Source organism: Prosthecobacter sp., from assembly GCF_044222565.1.
In the GTDB taxonomy this organism is placed as follows: domain Bacteria; phylum Verrucomicrobiota; class Verrucomicrobiia; order Verrucomicrobiales; family Verrucomicrobiaceae; genus Prosthecobacter.
Window position 1 is genome coordinate 79,479 of the sequence record NZ_JBGANA010000013.1, and the last position, 19,012, is coordinate 98,490.

General features: G+C 60.8%; 10 protein-coding genes. 6 read left to right on the top strand and 4 right to left on the bottom strand.

All coding sequences use genetic code 11. From position 1 onward, the window contains the following. Positions 1-2: 2 nt before the first annotated feature. Positions 3-1,682 carry a hypothetical protein gene (locus ACILSR_RS19210; protein ID WP_395751418.1) on the top strand — a complete coding sequence of 560 codons (1,680 nt, stop codon included), beginning with the start codon at positions 3-5 and terminating at the stop codon, positions 1,680-1,682. Positions 1,683-1,691: 9 nt separating this feature from the next. On the opposite strand, the gene ACILSR_RS19215 is transcribed toward ACILSR_RS19210, so the two are convergent. Both ACILSR_RS19215 and ACILSR_RS19220 read right to left on the bottom strand, forming a co-directional pair. Next, positions 1,692-2,201: a hypothetical protein gene (locus tag ACILSR_RS19215; RefSeq protein WP_395751419.1), complete on the bottom strand. Its 510-nt coding sequence runs from the start codon at positions 2,199-2,201 to the stop codon at positions 1,692-1,694. Between the two features lie 131 nt (positions 2,202-2,332). Further along, entirely contained in the window at positions 2,333-2,998 is a 666-nt protein-coding gene (locus ACILSR_RS19220; RefSeq protein WP_395751420.1) for a M23 family metallopeptidase, read from the bottom strand. Between the two features lie 81 nt (positions 2,999-3,079). Here ACILSR_RS19220 and ACILSR_RS19225 point away from each other — a divergent pair, with 81 nt between their 5' ends. Then, entirely contained in the window at positions 3,080-4,486 is a 1,407-nt protein-coding gene (locus tag ACILSR_RS19225) for a DUF362 domain-containing protein (RefSeq protein WP_395751421.1), read from the top strand. Positions 4,487-4,501: 15 nt separating this feature from the next. Here the strand turns inward: ACILSR_RS19225 and purD are convergent, their stop codons facing one another. Then, positions 4,502-5,752, bottom strand: coding sequence for a phosphoribosylamine--glycine ligase (gene purD, locus ACILSR_RS19230; RefSeq protein ID WP_395751422.1), 1,251 nt, complete (start codon positions 5,750-5,752; stop codon positions 4,502-4,504). 90 nt (positions 5,753-5,842) lie between these two features. Between purD and ACILSR_RS19235 the strand changes: the two genes are divergently transcribed. Together ACILSR_RS19235 and ACILSR_RS19240 are read left to right on the top strand one after the other, a co-directional pair. Further along, a complete protein-coding gene (locus ACILSR_RS19235; RefSeq protein WP_395751423.1) occupies positions 5,843-7,408 on the top strand; it encodes a DUF1549 domain-containing protein in 1,566 nt (521 codons plus the stop codon). A gap of 69 nt (positions 7,409-7,477) precedes the next feature. Continuing rightward, the gene (locus tag ACILSR_RS19240; RefSeq protein WP_395751424.1) at positions 7,478-8,512 is read left to right on the top strand and encodes a hypothetical protein; all 1,035 of its coding nucleotides are present in this window, start codon (positions 7,478-7,480) and stop codon (positions 8,510-8,512) included. Between the two features lie 15 nt (positions 8,513-8,527). Here ACILSR_RS19240 and ACILSR_RS19245 read toward each other — a convergent pair whose 3' ends face one another. Next, positions 8,528-11,446 (bottom strand): M28 family peptidase, encoded by a 2,919-nt coding sequence (locus ACILSR_RS19245; RefSeq protein WP_395751425.1) that lies wholly within the window; start codon positions 11,444-11,446, stop codon positions 8,528-8,530. Between the two features lie 102 nt (positions 11,447-11,548). On the opposite strand from ACILSR_RS19245, the gene ACILSR_RS19250 reads away from it, so the two are divergent. Both ACILSR_RS19250 and ACILSR_RS19255 read left to right on the top strand, forming a co-directional pair. After that, positions 11,549-15,139, top strand: coding sequence for a PVC-type heme-binding CxxCH protein (locus ACILSR_RS19250; RefSeq protein WP_395751426.1), 3,591 nt, complete (start codon positions 11,549-11,551; stop codon positions 15,137-15,139). Between the two features lie 61 nt (positions 15,140-15,200). Next, positions 15,201-18,998 (top strand): translocation/assembly module TamB domain-containing protein, encoded by a 3,798-nt coding sequence (locus ACILSR_RS19255; RefSeq protein WP_395751427.1) that lies wholly within the window; start codon positions 15,201-15,203, stop codon positions 18,996-18,998. Positions 18,999-19,012: the final 14 nt, after the last annotated feature.

Below are 19,012 nucleotides of genomic sequence, written 5' to 3' on the forward strand. Positions count from 1 at the left end.
GCATGGCCGCAGCAGCACTGCGCGGTGCTGCCATGGAGCCATCCGACTTCCGCCTGTGGCCACACATCAAGGCAGCTTTGAAAGCCATCGTCTGGGAGGCCCTGCTGATTTATGTGATGTGCCTGCTCGGCGGCCTGGAAGTCGTGCAGTTCCGTGTGCCTGCCTGGCGGGACTTCATGCTGGCGGGCGCGGTCATGCTGACCAGCAAGCGCTCGGCCCTGCAGTTTTCCTGGCTGCTGCAGTACCACCCGACCTTGGTCGTGTGCTGGCACCTGCCGGTGGCCGGCCGCGATATCTGCCGTTGGGCGCGCAGAAAACATTTGCTCTCCTCTCTGACTCTTCTGCCACGCATGGCGGCGGCGGCTTGGGTGTGGCTCGGCTTTCCGGCCGTGACGTTGGCGTGGCCGTCGGTACTTTGTGATGGCATGTGTCTCTGGCTGACGATGCTCGCCTGTGTGCAGCTCTATGGCCAGACACAAGGCCTGGGCCGGATGCTGGCAAAGACCTGGAATCTGGCGCTGATCATCTGGGGCTGCATGATGGTGTATGCGTGGTGGTGGGAAAAGAGCCGTTCCCACGGGCAGTCCCTTCCCTCATGGGTCCTCTCATTCTGCGAGCCCCTGTCCTGGGCTTTCCCTCCCCAGTGGGCCATGCATGCCACAGACATGCGCACGGCTTTCATGTTCACACTGGCATGCCTCGCCGCAGGTGGTCTGATCTGGTGGCGTTTTCCTGACGCCACCGCTTTTGCTTATGATCGCCTGGGCGTGGGGGTGGATGCCGAAGCGCTTTCCGATGAATCCGGAGACGAGGAAGCGGCGCATGCAGCCCCGCCGGAGACGGCGGAAGCCGTGCCTGTGGAGCTTCTGAATTCCATCCAGCAAGCCAATGCGAGCGAGGCTTCCAGCCTTTCCCAAGGATGGATCGAAAAGCTCGCGTTCACGCTGATGCAACAGCGGGACCTGGCGGTCGCCCCCATCCTCGTGTGCTTGCATCCGAAATGGTCCCGCAGGTGGTGGAAAGGGCTGCGCGTATGCACGCTGCTGCTGCTGGCTGCGTATGGCATGCTGACCTTCGGCACAAGCCTGGTCAGCGCTGACACCCAGGTTTTCTGGATCGTGCTGGTGCCGGTCGTCGCCGTCGTGGGCTTCACCTTTCCAGCTTCGAACTCGATCCCAAAAGCGACTGCTCCCTGGCCGCTTGCGCAGCATGGCATGCCGTTTTTTGCCGGCCTTCCCATCACGATCGATGAACTGTTACGCATCTCCTACCGTGTCACCGCGGCGCGAATGATTGCTTTTTTTGCGCTCGCGCTGCCGGTCATTGCTGCGCAGTGCATCCTCCTGGGGCACGCTCATTTCATTCCAACTGCGCTGGGAGCGGCGGTGATCCTTGGCGTTTCATGGATGGTGATACGCCCCATGTTCATCTACTACCGCCTGCAGCAGATGTGCCGTCCGGTACGCAGGCATCGTCTGGGGAATGTGTGCAGCCATCTGCTTTATGTGCCGCTATTTTTCGGCGTTCTTTTTTCCGTGGTCGCCAGCGTGGGAAGCTTCCAGACGCATCCTGCCTGGCTGCTCATTTTTCTGCCATTCACCGCCTGCTGCGCACGAGGCATGTTTGCAGTGTTTCACTGGCGCGCGCGCCGCAGCAGAGTGGACTGGGTCATCGACCCCTGAGGAGAGCTGCTACTTGCTCCGTTTTGCCCGCGGCACATCCGACAGTTTTTTCGGCAGTGGAAGTTCCTCAACGATCATCCCTGCGCTTGCCGCCGGCTCCGCGCGCCGCACTTCGATGATCGGAATGCTGCGGGTTTGCAGCGGAAGCTCCGCACGCCGCACCACTTCTCCGGCCAGAGGTTTGGGAGGCAGAACATCCGGAACGACGGCACGGCGTACCTCAACCTGCTCCTCAGCGGCGGCCACGACGACCGGAGCGGTGTAGCTTTTCACCGCAGCCGTGATGACTGCCGCACGCCCTGGGGCGAGTTCCATGGCGGTCTCCACAATTTTGCGCACCTGCGCAGGATCGGCATTCACCGCATCGATGGCTGCCGTGACAATTTCTCCGGCGCAGGCTTCATGAATGACCAGCGCCTCTTCCAGCCGCATCACCATCTTGTCCGGCTCCGCGCGGATCGAGGCAAACAACTCCCCGCAGAGCGCTTCACAGTTGAACGAAGCAGGCTGCGATTTCACAGGCTGAGCCTTCCCGGGCGAAGACGCCAGGAGCAGCAGGCAGCAGAAAGAAAGAAGCGATCGCATCGGAAGAGGGACTTGCAGGAATGACGGATTTAAAGTGGCTTCCTTCAAATCATCTTTTGTGGTTTTTAATCTTTTTCTGAGTCGGGGCTCAGAACGTCCGCCCCAGCACCGCGGTGCGCTCGGACGAACTGCTCCGCAGCCACGCGGTTGAGGGGGGTGTCAGCATATCCCTGGCCAGGATTCACATAGGGGCCAAGCCGCACCTCAAAATGCAGATGTGCCAAATAGGCACCCTCCGCAGTTCCCACCGTGCCAATTACTTCACCTCTCCGAACCTTTTGCCCCGTTTGCACCTGCATGGAGTCCAAATGAGCATACATCGTTTGCACCACGGGGCCGAGTTCATCCCCCTCCAGCAGCCGATGCGCGACGATGATCATCTTACCCCATCCCGGACCTGGATTTCCGGCATAGACCACCCGGCCTGCTCCTGCGGCATAGACCGGATCTCCCAGGTCGGAGTTTCCGCCGCCGATTCCATTCAGGTCATCGCCAAGATGCCGTGAGATGCGAAATGCCCGCGCATTGTAGGTCAGAGCTCCGTGCTCAGAGCCCATGGGCATGTCAAAGCGGGTGGCCAGCGGCAGGGTGGAAAGCTCCGAGGGTGTCAGGCGAATGAAGGCTGGATCCAGTGGCCGCGGCTGCGAGGCTGGGCTGGAGAACCTGCGCCAGAGCACGGACCCGGCCACCCCCGCCAGGACGAGGCTCAAAAGCACAAGCGAGATCCGCATGGTTTTCCGCATGCTTGAGCTTGGGGCCGCTGCCGCAGCGTTGCAAAGAGAAGGTGCCGCCGCTACATAATCCGCATTCCCGTGAACACGCTCTCCCCATCTTCGTTTGGCTCCCCCAAAGTTTCCGTCTTCAGCGGCAAAGCCAGCTACGATGACAACGACGCCCTGCGCCAGCAGATCGAAGCCGCGATCAACGCGCTGGATCTCGCCGCGGACTTCATCACGCCCGGCGACCGTGTGGTCATCAAACCCAACTGGGTCAAAGAGCACAATGCCAGCAAGCCTGAGGACGAAGGCGGCTGGCTCACCATCATCACCCATCCCTCCGTGGTGCGCGAAGTCGCACGCTGGGCCGCGAGAAAGCTCCAGGGCCGCGGTTCCGTGACCCTGTGCGATGCACCGCAGAGCGACTCCTCTTTTGCGACCATCCGGAGATTGCACAAGCTGGACGATCTCGTCACCGGTCTCACGAAGGAGTTTCCGGGCATCGCTTTCCTGCTCTTTGACATGCGCTGTGAGGAGTGGACGATCGATGACGGTGTCACCATCGCCAAACGCGAACTGCCCAGCGATCCCTCCGGCGCGGTGGACATTCATCTGGATGCCGACAGCGAGTTCCTCGGCCACCCCGGACTCGGCAAGTTGTATGGGGCGTCGTTTGATTTTGCGACGACGAACCGCCAGCACACGGACCCGCATCACGAGTACCGCATCTGCCGCACACCGATGAATGCGGATGTGCTCATCAATGTGCCAAAGCTCAAAACGCACAAAAAAGTCGGTCTCACTGTGGCGCTGAAAAATCTGGTGGGCACCACGCCACGCACGAACTGGCTGCCGCGCCACACGGAAGGCACGCCGGCAGAGGGCGGCGATCAATTTGCCGAATCCTCCGCCAAGCGCGCGCTCGAAGGCACGCTCATGCGCAATGCGAAGAAGATCCTCTTTGGCCGCTTCTTCCTTTCCAAGCTGTTCGTGCCGCTCAAGAAGCTGGGCCGCGTCGTGTTTGGCGACACCAAGGAAGTCGTGCGTTCCGGCAACTGGCACGGCAACAACACTGCCTGGCGCATGATCCTGGATCTGCACAAATGCTTCTTCTACTTCGACGGACGCGGAGCGCGACGTGACAAGCCGCTGCGCTACCTCACCATCGTCGATGGCATCATCGGCGGCGATGGCGACGGCCCCATGTCCTGCGATCCCGTGGCCAGCGGCGTGATCATGGCCGGCACGCATCCCGTGGCGGTGGATTGCGTGAGCGCTCAGCTCATGGGATTCAACTGGAAGAAGACCCGCCTGCTCAAAGATTCCTTCGAGCTGAAGCGCCTGCCGATCGTGGGCTTTGCTCCGTCAGAAATAACGGTGGCTTCAAACAAGGCCGAGTGGAACGGCCCGTTTGAGCAGATGAAGGAGTGCTTCGAGTTCCGGTGCCACTTCGGGTGGGCAGGACATTTGGAGAGTGATGAGAGACTGGCGAAGCAGCCGTAGCGCTCCGCAGCCGCACTACTCAAAGTGCATCTTCCCAATATCAGAGCGCCTCTGCAGACCATCGAAAGTGATCTTCTCACTTTCAGCATAGGCCTTCTCCCGCGCCTCCACCCGAGTCGTGCCCTGGGCCACCACGGCGAGCACGCGCCCGCCACTCGTCTCAAACTGCCCGCCGGCATTCTGCTTCGTGCCGCAGTGATACACCCGCGCACCGCTCACGGTTTCCAAACCGGAGATGACGTCTCCGCTGTGCGATGACGCAGGATAACCAGCGCTGGCGCTGATGAGGCAGATGCTCCAGCCCGGCGCAAACTGAATGAGATTGGGCTGCAGATTTCCCTTTGCCGCCTCAAACGCATACGTGGCGAAATCTCCACGCACCATAGGCAGCACGGCCTCGGCTTCAGGATCGCCAAAACGGCAGTTGTATTCGATCACCTGCGGGCCGGTGGGGGTGAGCATAAGGCCAAAATAGAGGAAGCCGCGATACTTCAGGCCGTCCTTCAGAATTCCCTGCACCGTGGGCTGCACGATCTCGCGCTCGATGCGCTGCATGAGCGCAGGCTCCGCGAGCTCCAGCGAGGCCACGGCGCCCATGCCGCCGGTGTTGGGGCCCTGGTCGTTGTCGCGGATGCGCTTGTAGTCACGCGCTGGCATGAGGATTTGATATTTGTCATCGCACACCGAGGCGAAGACGGAGATCTCGGGACCGGTGAGGCACTTCTCCACCAGCAGATCTCCGGCGCCGAAGCAGCGCTTTTCCATCACGTCATCGACGAAGGCCTCCGCCTCGTCCTTCGCGGTGCACACGGCCACACCTTTGCCGGCGGCCAGTCCGTCGAACTTAAGCACGATGGGCATTTCCGTGAGCGCGGCCTTGGCTTCCGCGGCATTGGTGCAGATGGTGAAATCGGCGGTGGGAATGCCGTGGCGTTTCAAAAACTTCTTCGCGAAGGTCTTCGAGGCTTCGAGCTGGGCGATCTCCTTGCGCGGTCCCCAGCAGGGAATGCCCGCCTCGGCGCAGAGATTGGAAAGGCCGCTGTCTTTCACCAGCAGCGCTTCCTCGCCTGCCATGCAGAGATCGATGCCGTTCTGCTTCATCCAGGTGATCAATTCGGGCAATCCGGCCACCTCCACCCGCGTCGCCAGCGTGGCGATGGCATCGCTGCCCGGATACGCGAAGAGTTCATGCTTCTGCGGAGATTCGCTGAGTGCGGTGATGAGCGCGTGTTCACGGCCGCCTTTGCCAGTAACGAGGATTTTCATGGGGTGAGTTCCTTAGCGAGTCGGGAGGACGGTGCAAGCCTGCACGAACGGGCATTCTAAGAACTTGCGGGCTGGGACGTTGCACGCTGCATGAAACACCGCCTTCTGACCATGCTGCTCTGCTGCGCCTGCCTGGGCCGGACAGACACCCAGGCAGCCACCCCGCGTCCGGACCCCGTGCAGGAGGCCGCAACGCGCATCGATGCCGCCTTGATGCGTGACTACGCAAGCTCGCAGCAGCGGCTTTTCCAGCGCAACAATCGTCCCCTCCCGCCACTGCCGCCGCCGGTGGATGACGCCAGCTTTTTGCGACGGGCCTGCATTGATCTTGCTGGAAGGCTGCCGACACCGGAAGAAGTGCGGAGATTTCTTGCCAGTTCACAGCCAGAAAAACGCGCGCGTCTCGCCGATGCTCTGGTAAAGGACACTGGTGCGGCCGAGGCACGCTTTCGCATGCTGGCGGAAGCTTATCGTGTGAAGGATGATGTCGCGGTGATCGCATGGCTGCGGCAGGCGGCCACGGATGACAGGCCCTACGACCAGATCGTGAACTACCTGGTGGGCGAAGGGCACATCAGCCGACGTGATGAGGGAAATCCGCTGCGCACGGGGACCGAGGTGGCCTTCGCGGTGCTGGGAGCGGACCTGCACTGCGCGCTGTGCCATGACCACCCGTACAATTCGCACACGGAGATGGAGGCCTACCAGTTTGCCGCCTGCTTCACCATGAATGATGACTTCAGCCACCTGGATCTGCCCAAGGACTACCTCTACCAGGATGGCAAACCCGCGGAACGCGTGAAGCCTAGGGTGCTGCGCCTGACACGGGAAGTGCCGCCGTACATGAAACGCGGCAAAGATTCGAAGCCTGTGGTGGCTCAATGGATGACGAAGGACAACCCAGAACGTTTTGCCGCCGTGGCGGGCCTGCGTGTCTGGAGCCAGCTCTTTGGCATGCCGAGCCGCTATGTGGACCGCACCATCGGCGGTGTGGACCCCGCGCCATCCTGGCACGAAGTGCATGCCAAGCCCTTCGCGAACGAAGTCAGCAGCAACTGCTTTACCACGCCTAATCGTGATCTCATCACCTGGATTGACCAGGATTTTTTCAAAGACCCTGAGGCGACCGCAGTGAAGGTGCTGGCGGAGGAGTTTCGCCGCTGCGGGCATCGCATCGGCGAGTTTCAGCGCATCCTCGCCCGCACGAATGCCTATCAGCGTTCAGGCATCGATTTGAACCACGCCTGGAGCGGCGGCTATCTCACGCCTGCGCCACAGATCCGGCGCCTGCCTTCGGAAGTCATCTGGGACGTGTTCGCCATTGAGAAGAGCGCCCAGCTTCCTCAGGTGCCGCCATTCGAGCATCCACTGCGCATGCTGGGGCGCGGCACGCGTGAGTGGTCTGACGAAAGCACCACGCCTGTCTCACACGAACTCGTCCGCTTCATGATGAACAGCCCCGAAATGGAAAGCGCGGCAGCCGCGCAGGCAGCGGGCAGCAGCGCTGAAGACCTGTTCGTTTCCATTCTGGGCAGGTATCCCGATGGCATTGAAAAAGCCATCGCCATTCAGCATCAAAACGAAGCGCCGCAGACAGCAGCCCGGGACATCGCGTGGGCGCTGCTGAACACGCGTGAGTTCATGTTCCGGCCGTGAGATCTCAGAGGTAGCATTTGCAGTCTGACCTTGAAGGCTGTTAAGACTGGGCCAAGCCAATCATCAGCCATGCCATCCACGAGGACCAAAGACAGCAAGAAAAACGCGGCAGCTCCCAAGTTCAAACAGCCGCCTGTGCTGTTTGACCAGACGCAGACGATGATCAAAAAAATCCAGGAGCGTCTGGGTGGCAAGCTGCTGACCTACTGGAACAATCCGCGCGGCTCGGTGTGCCACAGCGACGTCACGGCGCTGTTCAAGCTGCTCGAGCACATCGGCACGCAGGAGAAGCTTTACATTTTCATCAAATCGGACGGCGGCAACGGGCGCGCGGCGCTGCGCATGGTGAACCTCATCCGCCGCTACTGCAAAAACCTCGTCGCGCTGGTGCCGCTGGAGTGCGCCTCCGCCGCCACCATGATCGCACTGGGAGCCGAAGACATTCAGATGGGCTCCATCGCCTATCTCACCGCCGTGGACACCTCGCTCACGCATGACCTCTCCCCCATCGACCGTGACAACGACCGCGTGAGCGTGAGTCTTGATGAAGTGAAGCGCATCATCAATCTGTGGCGGAAGAACGAAAGCGCCACGCGCGACATGAATCCCTACCACGCCCTGTTTCAATACATTCATCCACTGGTGATCGGCGCGGTGGATCGCGCGGATTCCCTTTCCCTGATGCTCTGCGAGGAAATCCTCTCCCACCACATCCAGGATCAGACGAAGCGCAATGAGATCGCCGTCACGCTGAACTCCAAATACCCCTCCCACGCCTATCCGATCCTGATCGATGAAGCGCGGAAGATCGGCCTCAATGCGCTGCCGATGGATCCTGACGTGGCCTCCATGCTGCTGGACCTGAACCACATTTACAGCGAGATGGGCCAGAAGGCGACGACTGACATCAGCGACACCGAATCTCACAGCAACGAGATCATCAACATCCTCGAACGCGAGGGCTGCCAGATCTACTTCCAGCAGGACAAAGACTGGTTCTACCGCACCGAGGAGCGCCGCTGGATCGTGCTGAATGACGCCAGCGGCTGGCACCAGGCCATCCGCCGCAAAGGCAAGGTGGTGCAGGAAAAGCTGTATCTGTAAGCCGGCGGACCGCGCCTAGTCGCGTGATCCCGGCGTGATCTTCATCTCCACTTCTTTGCCTTCGCGCTGCACGCTGATGGTGGTCTCCTTGCCGATCTTCAGATCTCCCATGACGTAGGTGTAGTCGTAGATGTTCGTGATCTCCTTGCCGCCGAGCTTAACGATGATGTCTCCGGCTTTCACGCCTGCCTTTGCAGCAGGCCCCACGGGGGAGACGCCGCTGAGTTTCACGCCTTTGGTGTCTCCCTGCGAGTAGTCTGGGATGGTGCCCAGATAGGCGCGCAGTCCGGTGCGCACGCCTTGATTCTTCGGCGCCTCCATGGCAATGTAGTCGGGCGCGGGATCCGTGGTGGCGATGCCGCGCGCGATGAGGCCCATGAGCTTGGCGATCTTCGCCGCGTGCTCGTAGTCGATCTTGTCCGCCGTGTCGCCGGGCATGTGGTAGTCTTCGTGGGAGCCGGTGAAGGCGTTCAGCGTGGGAATGCCTTTCAGATAAAACGCCGTGCTGTCCGTGGGCAGGTGCGCATCGTTCTGCGTGGTGATGGGAAGGCCGATGGGCGCATTGCGCTTCTCAATTTCCTTCGCCCACAGCGAGCTGCTGCCCAGCCCCTGCAGCACGAGGGATTTCTGGAAGCGGCCGATCATGTCCATGTTCAGGCAGGCGGCGAACATGCCGGTGAGCTTGGCATTGGGATCTCCCTTGATCATCTTTGCATAGACCTCGACGAAATGATTGCTGCCCAGCAGGCCGAGCTCTTCGCCGCTCCAGGCGGCAAAGATGATGTCGCGCTTCAGCGCGAGCCTGCCCTGCTTTTTCTGATCGGCCAGCCATTGGGCGATTTCCATCACGGCGGAGGTGCCGGAGGCGTTGTCATCGGCGCCATGGTGGATCTTGTTCACTTCATCTCCCTTGGCGCGGGAACTGGAGCCGCCGCTGCTGCCGAGGTGATCGACATGCGCGCTGACGATGAGAGGCGCGACGTGGGGATCCGGCTTGTCGCCGTAAGGCAGCACGCCGAGGACATTGCGGCCTTTTTTCTTCTCCTGCTGGATGACGATGTGGGCGGTGAGCGTGAGCCCCTTGCAGTCGATGCCGCCCATGAGATCGCCGTTGTCCAGCTTGTCCTGCAGCTCCTTGAGTTTCTTGCCAGCACTGGCGAGCAGTGTCTCGCCGACTGCGTCCGTGATGCTGATGGCGGCGATGCCGCTGGTGGCGAGCGAGGCATCAAACGTCAGAGGCGAAAGCTGCTGCACCACTTTGGAATTGGGGCCGCTGACCACGATCAAACCGCGCGCGCCTTTCTGGCGTGCGGTGAGCGCCTTGTAGCGCAGGCTCGCGTAACGGCTGAGCTCGTTGCGCCGGTCCTGGGAGATGCCTTCGGGCAGGTAGCGGAAGACGAGCACCCATTTGTCCTTCACGTCCAGATGCGCATAGCTGCTGTAGGTCTCGATTTTCTTGCCGTCATTCCCGGTGGCCTCGTCCGGTGTCTCGATGCCGTAACCGGCGAAGACGATGCCGGCGGCTTTCACTTCGCCGTTTTGGGAGAAGGATAGAGGCTTCCAGTCCTGGTCAACGGTCAGGGATTTGTCTCCCAGCGTGAGGGTGTTTCCCTGTCCCAAAGCGACACCAGCGGTGAAGTCAAAGTTGTCGAAATAGGTGTAGTCGTCGCCCATGGGAGCGAGGCCGAGTTTTTGGAAAACATCGGCCACATACTGGGTGGCGAGTTTTTCCCCTTCGGTGCCGGTGAGGCGGCCGCCGAGGGCATCGCTGGCGAGGTAGGTCACCTGCTGCTTCATGTCCTCGGGGCGGATCTCGGCAGCTGTGGCGGAGAAATCAGGTTCGGGAGCTTTGGCAACAACCGCCTGTGGATCGGTTTTGAGGCCGAGTGCAGTCAGGGCGTGGTCATGGTCCCAGTCCCCGATGTAAATCTGCGAAGCGCCCCCTGCCCCGCGGCCGCTGGTCCAGGAAAGCTTTTTGCCATCCGGTGCGAAGACGGGCAGACCATCGAAGCCGTCCGTGGTGGTCACGCGCACGGGGTCGTGTTTGCCGGCGGCATCGACGATGTAGAGTTCGAAATTCGCGAAGCCATTGAGGTTGGTGGTGAAGATCAGATACTCGCCGCTCGGATGGAAATACGGCGCCCAGCTCATCGCACCCAGCTTGGTGATGGGTTTCTGGTCGCTGCCGTCGGCGTTCATGGTCCACACCTCGGCGACATCGCCCTTCGGCGTGAAGCGGCGCCAGCAGATGCGTTTGCCATCGGCGCTGAAGAAGGGGCCGCCGTCATAGCCGGGGGCTTCGGTGAGGCGCTTCACGTTGGAGCCATCGGCATCGGCGGTGTAGATCTCCATGAAGTACTGCTTGTCGATCTTGAGACGCTCCTCGTCCTCCTTGCTCAGCTTGGTTTCATAGGCCTGGCGGTTGCTGGCAAAGACGATCTTCTTGCCATCCGGCGAGTAGTCGCCCTCGGCATCGTAGCCGCGGGTGTGCGTGAGGTTTTTGAGGGACTTGTCCACCAGCGAGTACTCCCAGATGTCGTAGTGCTCATCGTAGTCCCACGAATAGCGGCGCACCTTGGCGTTCTTGCGCTCCTCGTACTCGGCAGCCTGCAGTTTCTTCGATTCAGGATCGGTATGGGTGGAGGCAAACATCACTCGCTTGCCATCAGGATGAATCCACGCGCAGGTGGTCTTGCCCATGCCGGGAGAAATGCGCTCCTGATCCCCAGTTTCGAGGTCCATCAGGTAGATCTGGTAAAACGGGTTCCCCTCCTCGCGCTCGGACTGGAAGATCATCTTCCGGCCATCGGCGGAGAAATATCCCTCTCCGGAGCGCTTGCCCTCAAACGTTAGCTGGCGGGGATTCGTGATGAAATCCGCCTCGGTCTGGGCAAAGACGGCGGTGGAGAGAAAGAGAAAGGCGAGCAGGCGCATGGTTTGGTGAAAGAACATACGTCTGCCGGGAATCTTTGCAGAAACTTTGCGCATGCATCCGGCTTAAAGCCGCGTTTGATCGGGCCCGACCATTTTCCGACCATGCGCCTCCTCCCCCTGCTCGCTTTTTTCCCCCTGCTGGCCTTCGCCGCCGATACGGTGTCCTTGTTTGATGGCAAGACTCTGAACGGCTGGGACGGCGAAACAACGAAGGTCTGGCGCGTGCAGGACGGCGTGATCGTGGGCGGCTCGCTGGAAGGCAATCCGCAGAATGAATTTCTCACCGCCAAGAAGGTATATCGAAATTTCATTCTGCGCCTGGAATACAAGCTGGAGGGCACGGAGGGTTTTGTGAACGGCGGCGTGCAGTTCCGCAGCGTGCGCATTCCACAGCCACCGAATGAGATGAGCGGCTTTCAGGCGGACATCGGCGCGGGTTATTCGGGTTGCCTCTACGATGAATCGCGTCGCAAGAAGATGCTGATGCAGCCGGCGAAAGAGCTGATCGAAAAAGCGGAGAAGCCCGGCGAATGGAACAGCTATGAAATCCGCGCCGAGGAGCAGCGCATTCAGCTTTTCGTCAACAAGGTGCGCACGGTGGACTACACCGAGCGCGAGCCGGGCATCGACCTGAAGGGACTCATCGCCCTGCAGATCCACGGCAAGTGCAAGGCGCAGATTTCCTTCCGCAACATCACCATCGAGGCCCTGCCGGATGCCATCGTGCCTGAGGAGAAGGATGTACTGAACCGCTTCGGCAATCCAGGCGCGGCCGTGGTCAAACGCGAGCCGTTCAAGGACGGCAAATTCGTGCTGGAGCAGGACGAGGTGATCGTCCTGGCAGGTCAGGAGAATCTGGTGCGCGATCAGAAGGTCGGCGAACTCGAAGCCGTGCTCGGCACCGCCTTTGCCGCGAAGCAGCCGCGGTTTCGCTCGATGGCCTGGGAAGGCGACACCGTGTATGAGCAGTGGCGCGATCTGAATTTCGGCGACTGGAAGGCGCAGCTCGATGCAGCGGGCGCAGGCATCGTCATCATGCAGTTTGGCCAGGTGGAATCGTTTGATGGCGTGAAGCGTCTGGCGGAGTTCAAGTCGGCCTACCACCGCCTGATCGATCAGTTTTCAGCGCAGACACCGCGTCTGGTACTGCTATCGCCAATGCCTTTTGAGCAGGCCATGGCGTCGCACGCGCCGGAGCTGCGCCTGCGGAATACGGATGTGAAAGCCTACGCGGAAGCCGTGCGCGAGATCGCGAAGCAGCGCGGTGCGATTTTTGTCGATCTCTTCACGCCGCTGTCAAAGCGGGGCGTCAATCAGCCACGCCTCACGGACAACGGCCTGCACCTGAATGCGGAAGGCCTGAGTGTGGTGGCGCACGAAATCGCGCAGCAGCTTGGTGCTTCTTCGAGCGAGGCGGATGACCTCGGCCCGGTAAAGGCGGCGATCGTGGAAAAGAACCGCCTGTGGTTCGACTGCTGGCGTCCTGCCAACTGGTCCTTTGTGTACGGCGACCGCGTGACGCAGATGTTTGGCAAGCCCTCCGTGGATGCGCCTTCGCTGCGCGAGAGCTTTGAAGCGCGCAAGCCGCTCGTCGCCAAACTGGACGCCCGCATTCATGCGCTGGCCAAGGGTGAAAAAGTGGCCGAGGAGCCAAAGACGGAGTCTCGCGCGGTCACGGAGACCGTGCTCACCCCTGAGCAGCAGATGGCGGCCTTCACAGTCGCGGAAGGTTATGAAATGAATCTCTTCGCCTCCGAAGCAGAAGGCGTGGCCAAGCCCACGCAGTTCGCCTGGGACGAGCGCGGCCGCCTGTATGTCGCCTGCTCGCCCACCTACCCGCAGACGATGCCCGGCATCAAGCCCTCCGACTTCATCCTCGTGCTCGAAGACACGGATGGCGATGGCAAGGCGGACAAGTCCACCCGCTTTGCCGAAGGCCTCACCATGGTGCAGGGCGTGGAGCCGGGCGCAGGCGGTGTGTATGTCTGCGACTTCGACCAGATCTCCCACCTCAAAGACACCGACGGCGACGGCAAGGCCGATGAAAAGACCGTGCTGTTCTCCGGCTTCGGCATCGGCGACACACATCAGCTCGCGAACTCCATCTGCCACGGCCCCGATGGCGCGCTGTGGTTCACGCAGGGGCTGCATGCCTTCTCACGCGTGGAAACGGCCTGGGGTCTGGCCCGGCTGGAAAAAGCGGGCGTGTGGAAGCTGAACCCGCGCACGCAAAAGATGGAAGGCTACTTCAATGGCGGCAAGGCCGGCCACAACTGCTGGGGCGTGGCGTTTGATGATTACAACCAGGTCTTCCACAAGAGCGGCGACCGCCCTGTGGGCTACTACAGCGTGCCCGGACTCGTGGCTTTGGCAGATCCGGATGAATACCATCCCACCGGCGCTTTGTTTGACACAAATCCCAAGACCAACAGCCTGGAGTTCATCGGCACCAAGGCGCTGCCGGACGACATTCAGGGCTGCGCATTGATCGGCGGTTATTTCGGCAGCGTGGTCGAACTGCATCGCCTCTCGGACGAGGGCTCCGGCTTTAAGTCCACGCAACTGCCCAAGCTGGTGAAATCCACCGACACCTCGTTTCGTCCGGTGGATGTGAGCATCGGCCCCGACGGTGCGATGTATCTGTGCGACTGGTTCAATCCCGTGATCGGCCACTACCAGGCCAGCTATGCGGACCCGCGCCGCGACCGCAGCCATGGCCGCATCTGGCGCATCACCGCCAAAGGCCGTGCCCCGGTGAAGCAGCCAAAGCTGGCGGAGATGAAGCCCGCGGAACTGCTCGATCAGCTGAAGTCTCCTGAGCGCTGGACGCGCTACCAGGCCAAGCGCCTGCTGTTTGATGCACCGGCGGAGGAAGTCCTGAAAGCAGCGAATGCCTTCATCGCCAAGAATGAGGACGAACATCTGCTCATGGAAGTCTGCGGCGTGTACGAGTCCCACGAAACGCCAAACACAGATCTGGTGAAGCGTCTGCTCAAGGCCAAAGATGCCCGTGTGCGTGCTTATGGCGCCAGAGCTGCGACCTCACTCGATCTTCTCACACAAGCCGTGCATGATGAAAACCCACGCGTACGCCTGGAGGCCGTCGTCGCCTGCGCACACGTGTCCAAGTCCGAAGCCGTGGCAGTGGCCGTCCAGGTGCTTGACCATCCCACAGACCGCTTCATTGACTACGCGCTCAAGCAGGTCGTCAAGAGCCTGAAACCCCATTACGTTCCGGTGCTGTCAACGCTGACCTTTGGCGGCAACGCCAAACAGGCCGAGTATGTGAAGAAGATCGCCAGCGCTGCCGCAGTGGTCGATCACCCCGGAAAGCTGGTCTATGACGCGCTCTGCCTGAACTGCCACCAGCCCGAGGGCAAGGGCCTGCCGGGCATTTATCCCTCCATCGCTGCAAGCGACTGGTCCGCAGGCGATCCTGTGCGCCTGATCAAGATGCTGACCCACGGCCTCACCGGCCCGATCCGCGTGAATGGCGTCGAATTCAAACAACTCGCCCCCCTGCCCATGCCCCCCATGGGCCTGAACGACCAGCAAGTGGCCGATGTGCTCAGCTACCTGCGTTCCAATTTCAACAACAAGGCGCCCGCGGTCACTCCAGACAAGGTGAAAGCCGTGCGTGCCGCCACCGCGGACCGCACAGCACTCTGGACGGCGGAGGAACTCGCAAAATAGGGCGGCAGAAAAGGATCACAGCTAGCATTGAACTTGCTGCGATTTAGGGCATCGAATGAGCGTGCCTTCTGAAAGCCCAAAACAGACCCGCCGCTGGTGGAGATGGATCAAACGACTGCTGCTTGCCGGACTGGTGCTGCTGGTGCTGGCGGTCGTCTTTCATGAACCGTTGCTGCGCTGGGCGCTCAGCTATGGTGGATATAAAGGGGCCGAAATGGCGGGCATCAAGCTCCAGTGGAAGGTGGACGGCTCCGTGCTTCATGATCTAAAGCTCAGCCACATCGCCGCCAGTGGTTCGCTGGTGGAGCATGCGGAGATCGGCAAAGTCGAGGTACATTACAATGCCTGGTCGTTCCTCCGTACGAGGAACCCCGACATCGTGGACAGCGTAGTCGTGAAGGACGCCGATGTGGCGCTGGATCTTCGCAAGCTCTCGAAGGATGAAAAAGTCGAGGTGAAGGTCAAGAAGCCGCCCTCCGGCAAGCCCCCGCCCCTCGTCTGGCCTAAGACCATCGACATCGAAAACATCAATGCCGACGTGGTGCTGGCAGACGGCCGCAGGATCACCGTGCGCGGTCTGACCCTTCGCATAGGCGAGGGCATGCCGGGAATTTTTGAGCTCGCCGAGTTCAAGATGGAACCTGGAGACATGCGTCTCGCGAATGTGAAAGCCCAGGTGCAATGGGGAGATCGCACGCTCACCATCGCAGGCCTTGACCTTCCCTATGGTGCAAACCTCAAATCACTCGCTGTCGATTTGAGTGGATGGGACCACGATGCCGCCAGTGTGAAACTCGAGGCCGGCATGGGCAAAGCCGCCGTGCTTGTTGAAGCTCTGGCGCAGGGCCTGTTTGGCGGCAGCCTGCAGACCAAGGCAGACGTCCATGTGCATGATCTGGCCTCCAGTGAACTGCAGGCCTTGCACCTTCCCGAGGGCATTGCATTCGGGCCGGCAAGCCTGGATCTGCATGCGGAGGGCGATCCTCTGAAACCGATGACGCTGGCGGCGGCGGGAAAGATCAGCATTCCAGATTTGCGCGCGGCGGGTACGCTTCTGGACTCCATCACCACCACCCTCGAAGTCAAAGATGGCGTGGCCAAAGTGCAAGAGCTCAAAGTGCTGCGCGGTGTGAATGAAGTCGTGGCGCAGGTGGAGTCAAAGCTGGCGGCAGATGTGATGAAGTCCCCCTGGACCGCGAATGTGAAAGCCAGGATCGCTGACGTGACGCAAATGCTGGCAAGCCCCCCGCCAGCGCGCGGCGTGGTGGAGCTGACGGCCGATGCCTCGGGCATCGGACCCACACCAGAAAAGGCCACAGCACAGGTAAATGGCACCGACCTCGGCTTTCAAGCCTACAAGCTGCCGAAGCTCGGCCTGCTGCTCAGCCTTGAGGGCAAGGAGGCAAAAGTCAGCCTGCCTGCGCTGATGCTCGGCACTGGAAACCGCGTGGACGTCAATGCATCCATGACTCTGGACGATGCGATGCCGGTGAATGCCCAGTGGCAGATTCAGATCGATGATCCGATGACTTTGCTGCAGACGGTGGGACTGCCGCCACAGGAGAAACCCCTGTCCGCAAAGGTCGCCACTTCTGGCAAGGCCGCCTTCAAAGTGAAGGATGTGATGAATGTCGCCGCCGATGTCAATCTAAGCGTCAAGGACGGCCGCTATGGAGATGCCCCGCTGCCTGAAGTGGAAATGAAGGTGAATGTGGCGAATGGCGCCGCCACCCTGCAGCCCTGCCGAATCGTCGTGGATGCGCAGAATCACATTGAACTCACCGGCACGGCAAAACTCCAGGCACCTTGGGGCTTTGATCTCAAGGGAGACGTCGCCATGCCAGTTCTCGCAAGTTTGAATCCGCTGCTGGCTGCATTTAAAGCGCCTGCAATTGAGTCAGGCGGCCTTGCAGTGAAGATGAACGTCAGCGGCGATGCCAGCCCGTGGCGCGGTGAGGGACGGGTCGAAATGCAGCTGGCCAGGGCAAAGATGGCCGGAATGCCAGAAGCAGCAGATGTGGACTTGAAGACCACCTTTTCCGGCACCACGGCGCAGATCGAAACCATGCAGGCCGTGCTTGGCCCGTGGAAATTGCTCACGAAAGGCGCCGTGACGCCTCAAAATGCACGGATGACCGAGCTGAGCTTCTGGCAAAAGGACCGCAAGCTGATGAGCGGACATGCCTACGCGCCGTTTGACGTGCTGCAGACCGGAGTGCGCGATGGCGCGCCGGTGGATGTGGCGCTCAATGCTCATGAACTGCCCGTTCATGAAATCGCGGCGGCAGCCGGAATCAAGAGCGTGCCGCCTGCGCTTCTCAGCGTGGACGTGAAGATCGGCGGACGGCTGGAAAGCACGGACGCCTCCATCCGGGTGGGGGTGAAAGAGTTGAATGCACCCGGCCTGCCGAAGTCCTTCCAACCGGCCACTGTCGATCTGCTGACCACACTGAAGTCAAATCGTCTGGTGGTCGATGCCAAAGTGGTCCAGGCTCCCTTGCAGCCTCTGACCTTGAAGGCCGACATACCAGTGGAACTCGTGTCTCTGACAAAAAACCCATCCACCGCGATGGACCTGCCGCTAAAAGCCACACTCGACCTGCCGGAGACCGATCTGAGTTTTGCTCGCGAGTTTGCCCCGGAGCTGGTGCGGGCATCGCCGGCGAAAATGAAGCTCCATGTGAATGTGGGCGGCACCGTGAAGGCACCGTTGATCGATTCGGCGATCAACCTCAATGCGCCGGAGATCGATTTTATCAGCGCGGACATGCCCAGCGTGCGCAACTTGCAGGTTTTGATCCACTCGCACGACCGCAAAGTCACGGTGGAGGACATCTCCGTGACTCTCGCCGGCGGACATGTCCAGCTGGCAGGTGCGCTGGATGCCACCAACCTTCAGGACCCGCGCTTTGACTTCAAGGCAGACGCGCGTGAGGCGCTGATCATGCGAAACCCCACCTCAACAGTCCGCGCCAACGCGGACATCACCTGCGCGGGCACGCTGAAGGCGGCACGCGTGAGCGGAAATGTGGAGATCGTCCGCGGCCGTATCTTTCAGGAGGTCGATCTCCTGCCGAAGGTCACGGGCATGATCCATCAGGGCGAAAAACTGCCTCCACCTCCGCCCTCCACTTCCAAGACCGAACAAAAGCTGGTGCTGCCGCCCCTGCTGAAGGACTGGACATTTGATGTTAAGGTGCGCACGCATGATCCGGTGGTGATCGCGGGCAATCTCATGAACGGCGCCATCTCCGCCGATGTGGCGCTGGGCGGCACAGGCGCGGCGCCAAAGCTCACCGGGGCCGCAAACGTGGACCGCATGGTGCTGCGGCTGCCCTTCAGTCTGCTCAAGATCACCAAAGGGGTGGTGATGATGAACCCGGACAATCCTTTCACTCCAAAGCTGGACGTGCGTGGAGAATCAAACGTGGGCAGCACGGACATCACGCTTTATGTTTATGGAGACACCTCCAATCCCAAAACCCGGTTCACCAGCACGCCGCCGCTCTCAGAGGCGGACATCGTCACCCTTCTCGGTACCGGCATGACGCTGGGTGGTGACAATGCGCAGATGGCCAGCGAGGCCATGACACGCGCGGCTTTCTTGGTGGTCGCCGAGACTTACCGGAAGATCTTCCACAAGAAGAAGACGGTGAGCGCGGATCCTCCCAAGCTGCACACCACTTTCAATCCCTCCGGCGCGGATCGTGCCAATGACAGCGTCCAGGCCATGTATGAGATCACTCCGAAAATCAGGTTCACCGGCCGCTTCACGCAGTCCGGGCGCATGAAGGCCCTGCTGGGCTATGTGCTGAAGTTTGGCAAGGCGGCCCGGGCCATGGACGACGACCCTCAATGAACCCACGCAGCGCC

Coding starts and splice junctions, on each gene's coding strand:
- ACILSR_RS19250 (WP_395751426.1), top strand. CDS start 11,549: ATGCGCCTCCTCCCCCTGCTCGCTTTTTTCCCCCTGCTGGCCTTCGCC.
- purD (WP_395751422.1), bottom strand. CDS start 5,752: ATGAAAATCCTCGTTACTGGCAAAGGCGGCCGTGAACACGCGCTCATC.
- ACILSR_RS19245 (WP_395751425.1), bottom strand. CDS start 11,446: ATGCGCCTGCTCGCCTTTCTCTTTCTCTCCACCGCCGTCTTTGCCCAG.
- ACILSR_RS19210 (WP_395751418.1), top strand. CDS start 3: ATGGCCGCAGCAGCACTGCGCGGTGCTGCCATGGAGCCATCCGACTTC.
- ACILSR_RS19240 (WP_395751424.1), top strand. CDS start 7,478: ATGCCATCCACGAGGACCAAAGACAGCAAGAAAAACGCGGCAGCTCCC.
- ACILSR_RS19220 (WP_395751420.1), bottom strand. CDS start 2,998: ATGCGGATCTCGCTTGTGCTTTTGAGCCTCGTCCTGGCGGGGGTGGCC.
- ACILSR_RS19235 (WP_395751423.1), top strand. CDS start 5,843: ATGAAACACCGCCTTCTGACCATGCTGCTCTGCTGCGCCTGCCTGGGC.